Raw genomic sequence first — 5,325 nt, forward strand, 5'->3', positions numbered from 1 at the left:
CGGCCGCTGATGGCCACGCTCGCGGCGGGGGCGGCCTCCCTCCATCACGCGGTGGCGGGCCCGGCGGACGGGCGGCCGGTGCTGCTCTCGCCGGGGCTCGGCGGCGGGGCCGGCTATTTCGCGCCGCAGATGGCGGCCCTGACCGCGCGGTTCCGGGTCGTCACCTACGACCATCGCGGCACCGGGCGCTCGCCCGGCCCCCTCGGGCCGGACCACGACATACCCGCCATGGCGCGGGACGCGTGCGCGGTGCTGGACGAAGCCGGGATCGATCGGGCGGACGTGGTCGGCCACGCCCTGGGCGGCCTGATCGCCCTCCAGATGGCGCTGGACGCGCCCGACCGGGTCGGGCGGATCGTGGTGATCAACGGCTGGGACGCCCTGGACCCGGCCACGCGCCGCTGCTTCGCGGCCCGCCGGGCGATCCTGGCGGGGGGCGGCCCGGAGGCCTTCGTGCGGGCCCAGGCGATCTTCCTGTACCCGGCGCCCTGGCTCTCCGCGCAGGCCGAGCGCGTCGCCCACGACGAGGCGCAGGCGCTGGCGCATTTCCCCGGCGCCGAGACCGTGCTGGCGCGCATCGCCGCCCTGGAGCGCTTCACGGTGGCGGAGCGTCTCGGATCGATCGGCCACGAGACCCTGGTGATGGCGGCCCGGGACGACGTGCTGGTGCCCTACACGCGGTCCGAGCGGCTGGCGGCGGCGCTGCCCAAGGCCCGGCTCGCCCTCGCCCCCGACGGCGGCCACGCCCACAGCGTCACCCGGCCCGAGGCGTTCAACCGGGCACTCTTGGACTTCCTCGACCGGGACTGAGCGTTTCTCCTACAGCCGCAGCGCGATCATCGGCAGCGCCACCGCGTCGAGAGCGGCGGCCAGCACCACGAGCAGGGCCGGCCAGCGCAGGGCCGCCGCGGTGCCGATCCGCCCCCGGGCGAAGGCCAGAATCGGCATCGGCGCCAGCGGCAGGAGGTCTCGGATCTGCAGCCCGCCGGGGCCGCCCGCCGGAGCGAGGGCCTGCGCCCCGACCATCAGCCAGAGGCCGAGCAGCGCGCCCCCCGAGAGCCACAGCCGCTCCGCCCGCGGGGGCAGGGGGCCGCGCCGCAGCGCGACCAGCGGCACCAGCAGCGCGACGGCCCAGAGCCCGGAGAGGAAACCGGGCAGCGGGACGGGCAGGGCCATGGGCCCGTGCCCGGCTCCGGCGGGGTGCGGCGTCCCGAGGCTCGCAGCCGAGAGGGCCGGCAGAAGGGCCGGCAAGAGGGCGAGTGCGGCGAGGGGCAGCCGCTCCCGGCAGGTGCGGGCAAGCCGTCCCGGCGGCGGGAACGGCACCAGCAGCATCCCGGCGAGGGGGGCGCAGGCCGGCCGCGCCAGCACCACCAGGGCGATCGCCAGCGTCGCTCCGGCGAGGCGCGCCGGCCTGTACCGGCCCGTCATCGGCCGGGGGCTGAGCAGCGCGGCGGCGAGGGCCGCCAGCGCGAGGACGAGCCCGTCCGGACCGGAGGCGGCCGCGAGGGAGGCCGGCCAGCACAGCAGCGCGAACAGCGCGGCCCGTCCCCGGGTCGCCACGGCCAGAGCGGCGAGACCCAGGCTCAGGAACGCGGCGATGCGGGCGAGCCGGACGAAGGCATCGAGGGCGGACGGGGTCTCGCCGGGTAGATCGATCCAGGCCAGCGCGAGGCAGACCGGCAGGCCGAGGCCCAGGAAGGCGCAGGCCCAGAACCGGCCGTCCCCGGCGAAGGTCAGGTTCACGGCCGCATCCGGTGCGGCGCGGCGGCCCCGGCCCGGCCGATGAGGCGGCAGGCGGATGTGACGGCGGATGTGACCGGGGATGCGCGGAGGGCGCTTCGGGTCGCGTGCGGCATCGCCATCCCGCTCAGCCGGCCCGCTCAGCCGGCCCGCTCAGCCGGCGGTCCGCGCGCGCGCGGACCCCAGGAGGTCCGGCACGAGCCCCGGCAGCGCCGCGGCCAGGAGGCCCGCCGCCCGCAGGACCTCCGCGGCCTCCCCGGGGGAGCGGCGGGCGAGGGCCAGGGCGAGCCGCAGGGGCACCTGCGCGCCGAAGCTCGCCGCCGTCAGGGCGAGGGCCGCGGCGACGCCGTGGTGCTTACCGGCATAGAGGATCTGGCTGCGCAGGAAGTAGAACAGCCGCCGCGCCCGCACCTGCCGGGTCGTGCCCTGGCCGAGATGGCGGGCGACCGCCCCGGCCACGTGCCGCACGGAAAAGCCCGCCGCCCGGGTTCGGGCGCAGAGGTCGGCATCCTCCCAGTAGACGAAGAAGCGCGGGTCGAAGCCGCCGAGCGTCCGGAACAGGTCGCGGCGGATCATCAGGAAGGCGCCCATCACCTGGTCGACGGCGCGGTCCGCGGCATGGTCCCATTCGAGGAGGAAGTGCGGCCGCAGGAGGCCGAGGCGGTCCAGCGCCAGGGCGCGGCCGAGGAGGCCCAGCGCCGAGGGGGTCCGGGCGCAGGAGCGCGCGGTCCGCCCGTCGGGTTCGACGAGGCGCGCGCCGACGATCCCGGTCCGCGGGTCGGCCATCAGCGCGGCCAGAGCCACGCCGAGCGCGTCGGGCGCGACCTGCGTGTCCGGGTTGAGGAACAGGATCGCGGGGGCGTCGCCGGCGGCGGCGCCCTGGTCGCAGGCCCGGCCGAAGCCGAGATTCGTGGCGTTCCGGATCAGCCGGAGCGGGCGGGGCAGGGCGGGCAGGGTCTCGATGGAGCCGTCCGTCGAGGCGTTGTCCACCACGGTGACCTGCACGGCCGCGGCGTCCTGCGCGGCCGCGAGGCTCGCGAGGCAGGCGCGCAGCAGCCCGCCGCCGTTCCAGTTGACGATCACCACGTCGAGGGCAGGGCGGTCGGTCACGGCAGATCTCTCGGCTCATCTCTGGGCAGATCCCGGGGCGGCCCGAGGCGCCCGAGGGCGCCGTCGCGGGCGGCCGCGAGGAGCCTGAGCAGCACGGCGGGCCGCCAGCCCGAATCCGCCCAGTACAACCCGGCCTGGAGCGGCAGGTAGGCGGCCTGGGCGAGCTTCCAGCGCAGCGGCACGTGCGGCAGCCGCCACGCGTAGATCGCGTTGCGCAGATAGGTCCCCATGCGGAACAGGGGCTGGCGCGGCATCGCGATCCCGAAGGCCCGGATCGTCCCGCCGCCGACGCGGTGCGGGATCGCGACGGCGCGGGTCTGGTAGCAGCCGTAGCCGAGGCTCCAGGCGCGAAAGCACCATTCGAGCTCGACCCCGTCGATGAAGAAGTCGCCGCGGAAGGGCCCGACCCGGGCGAAGGCGGCGAGGTCGACGAGCGAGCCCGAGGTCGCCAGGAACTGCACCGGGGCGAGGTCGCCATGCCCCGGCGCGCCGGGACGGGGCGGGTAGGCGGGCGCCTTGTGGCCGGGCGCCGGGGCCGGGGCCGGGCCCACCACCGCCGCCGGGATCCCGGCCGCCCGCAGCCGGTCCTGGGCCGTCAGCAGCGCGGCGGCGAGATCTCCGGGCGGTTCGGCATCCTGGTCGAGGAGGAGGAGGGTCCCGGCGCCCGCGGCCTGGGCGGCCGCGGCGATCCGGTTGAGCGCCTCGGCGATGCCGAGATTCGTCCCCTCCGACAGCAGCGTGACGCCGGCCCGGGCGAGGCGCTCCGCCGCCCCGGCCGGGAGGCCGCCATTGTCGAAGGCGATCACCGCCGCGAAGCCGGCCGAGGCCAGGGCGCACACGCGCTCCACCTGTTCCGGACCCGGCCGGAACAGGGTGACCCCGAGCACGAGGCGGCTGAGCCGCGGGTCAGGCACCGGTCGCGTCCCGGCGGCGATCGCGATCCCTCACGCCTGTTCCACCGCGGCGGTCGCCGCCTCCAGCGCGGCCGTGACGGCGGCGGCCTGCTCGGCGCTGAGCGGACCGCGGGCGAGCCGCATCTGCAGGGCGAGCTTCAGACCCTCCTGAGCGCGCACCACCGAGGGCGGCGGACCGTCGCCCCGGGCGGCCTCGGCCTCCGCCATCCGGGCGAGGATCGCGTCGAGGACCGGGCGGTTGCCGTCCAGGACGGACTGCCCCTCCGGCGTGATCGTGTGCAGCCGCTTGGTGCCCTCCCCGGGGGTGACCGTGACGTGCCCGAGTTCCTCCAGCAGGGTGAGCGTCGGGTAGACCGTCCCGGGGCTCGGGCTGTAGGCGCCCCCGACCCGCTCCTCGATCGCCTTGATGATCTCGTAGCCGTGGCGCGGCTTCTCGGCGATCAGGTGCAGGATGACGAGGCGCAGGTCGCCGTGGGCGAAGAAGCGCGAGAGGTCGCCCCGGCCGCCCCGGCCGAACATCCGGCGCTCCCCGGGTCCACGACCGTGGTGGCCGTGCGGACCGTGCCGCCCGCGGGGATCGGCCCCCATCGGACCGCGATGGGCGCGGACGCGGAAGGCATCGAAGGGATCGGCGTGCAGGACATCCGGGCGGTGTGGGTGCATGATTTTCGACTCGATTTCGATATGTCTAAATATAAGATATATCGAAATCCGGATGCCCGCAAGGCGCCTGCCTCCGACCCGCGACGCCGCCATCCTGGGCGGACGGTGCCGGCGACCCACGGTTTACGGATTCCGCCGGTTCCGTTAGTGCGACAGGTGTCCGACAGGATGACCGCTCCCGCGCCGCCTTGCGCCCCCGACGCTGCCCGCCAGCTGCCGCCCATGACCCGATCAGAGCCCCGCGCCTCGACCGCGCCCGCCCGGCGGGCGGCCGATGGATGCCGCGCCTCGTGACGGCCCGCGGCGAACGCCCCTCCGCAGAGTCCTGAGATGCGCCGCGGCTCCGACGGGACCGGCCGGACCTCGGCCCTGACGCGGATGCGGCGCCGCCTCGGCCGGCTGCGCGATCCGCTGGCCAAGCCGGCGGCGCTGCACCGCCGCTGGGCCGGTGCGGCGACCGGTGCGGATCTCGAGGCGCGCCTGATCGGCGCCCTCGCCCCGCATGTCGACGCGGCCTTCTACGCGAGCTGGTACGGGATCACGGCCGATCCGGTGCGCGACTACCTCGTCCACGGCTGGCGCGAGGGCCGCGACCCGCGCCCCGACTTCGACTCCGCCGCCTACCTCGCCGACCGCCCCTACCTCGCCCGGGCCGGCATCAACCCGTTCCTGCACGCCCTCACGCGCCGGCGCGCCCGGGCCAGCGGCGAGGGTGGCGGCGCGGGCGGGGCGGCCGGCGCGGCCGGCGCGCCCCTGCCCAAGCCCGACACGGCCCAGGCCGAGCGCCTCGCCCGCCGCCTCGTGGACAGGGCCTTCTACCTGGCCAACAACCAGACCTCGCCGCCGCCGGCGTCGATCCGGTCGACCACTACATGGCCTCCGGCTGGCGCGAGGGCCG

The 5,325-nt window shown here is 76.7% G+C and carries 5 protein-coding genes and 1 pseudogene; 2 read left to right on the forward strand and 4 right to left on the reverse strand.

The window, feature by feature from the left end; all coding sequences use genetic code 11:
• The first annotated feature begins 9 nt into the window (after nucleotides 1-9).
• The gene (rutD, locus tag I53_RS20740) at nucleotides 10-810 is read left to right on the forward strand and encodes a pyrimidine utilization protein D (protein WP_043354208.1); all 801 of its coding nucleotides are present in this window, start codon (nucleotides 10-12) and stop codon (nucleotides 808-810) included.
• 9 nt (nucleotides 811-819) lie between these two features.
• On the opposite strand, the gene I53_RS20745 is transcribed toward rutD, so the two are convergent.
• The 4 genes from I53_RS20745 to I53_RS20760 all read right to left on the reverse strand — a co-directional run bounded on the left by I53_RS20745 (nucleotide 820) and on the right by I53_RS20760 (nucleotide 4,427).
• The gene (locus tag I53_RS20745; protein ID WP_043354199.1) at nucleotides 820-1,743 is read right to left on the reverse strand and encodes a hypothetical protein; all 924 of its coding nucleotides are present in this window, start codon (nucleotides 1,741-1,743) and stop codon (nucleotides 820-822) included.
• Between the two features lie 150 nt (nucleotides 1,744-1,893).
• Entirely contained in the window at nucleotides 1,894-2,850 is a 957-nt protein-coding gene (locus I53_RS20750) for a glycosyltransferase family 2 protein (RefSeq protein WP_043354201.1), read from the reverse strand.
• Complete coding sequence (locus tag I53_RS20755; RefSeq protein WP_043354202.1) at nucleotides 2,847-3,764, reverse strand: glycosyltransferase family 2 protein; 918 nt, start codon at nucleotides 3,762-3,764, stop codon at nucleotides 2,847-2,849. The genes I53_RS20750 and I53_RS20755 overlap by 4 nt, the downstream gene beginning before the upstream one ends.
• A 30-nt stretch (nucleotides 3,765-3,794) precedes the next feature.
• Nucleotides 3,795-4,427 (reverse strand): PadR family transcriptional regulator, encoded by a 633-nt coding sequence (locus tag I53_RS20760; protein WP_043354204.1) that lies wholly within the window; start codon nucleotides 4,425-4,427, stop codon nucleotides 3,795-3,797.
• A gap of 330 nt (nucleotides 4,428-4,757) precedes the next feature.
• On the opposite strand from I53_RS20760, the pseudogene I53_RS20765 reads away from it, so the two are divergent.
• Nucleotides 4,758-5,325 (forward strand): annotated as a pseudogene (locus I53_RS20765) (hypothetical protein); the annotation flags it as partial.

This window comes from Methylobacterium sp. B1 (genome assembly GCF_000333255.1).
Taxonomy (GTDB): Bacteria; Pseudomonadota; Alphaproteobacteria; order Rhizobiales; family Beijerinckiaceae; genus Methylobacterium; species Methylobacterium fujisawaense.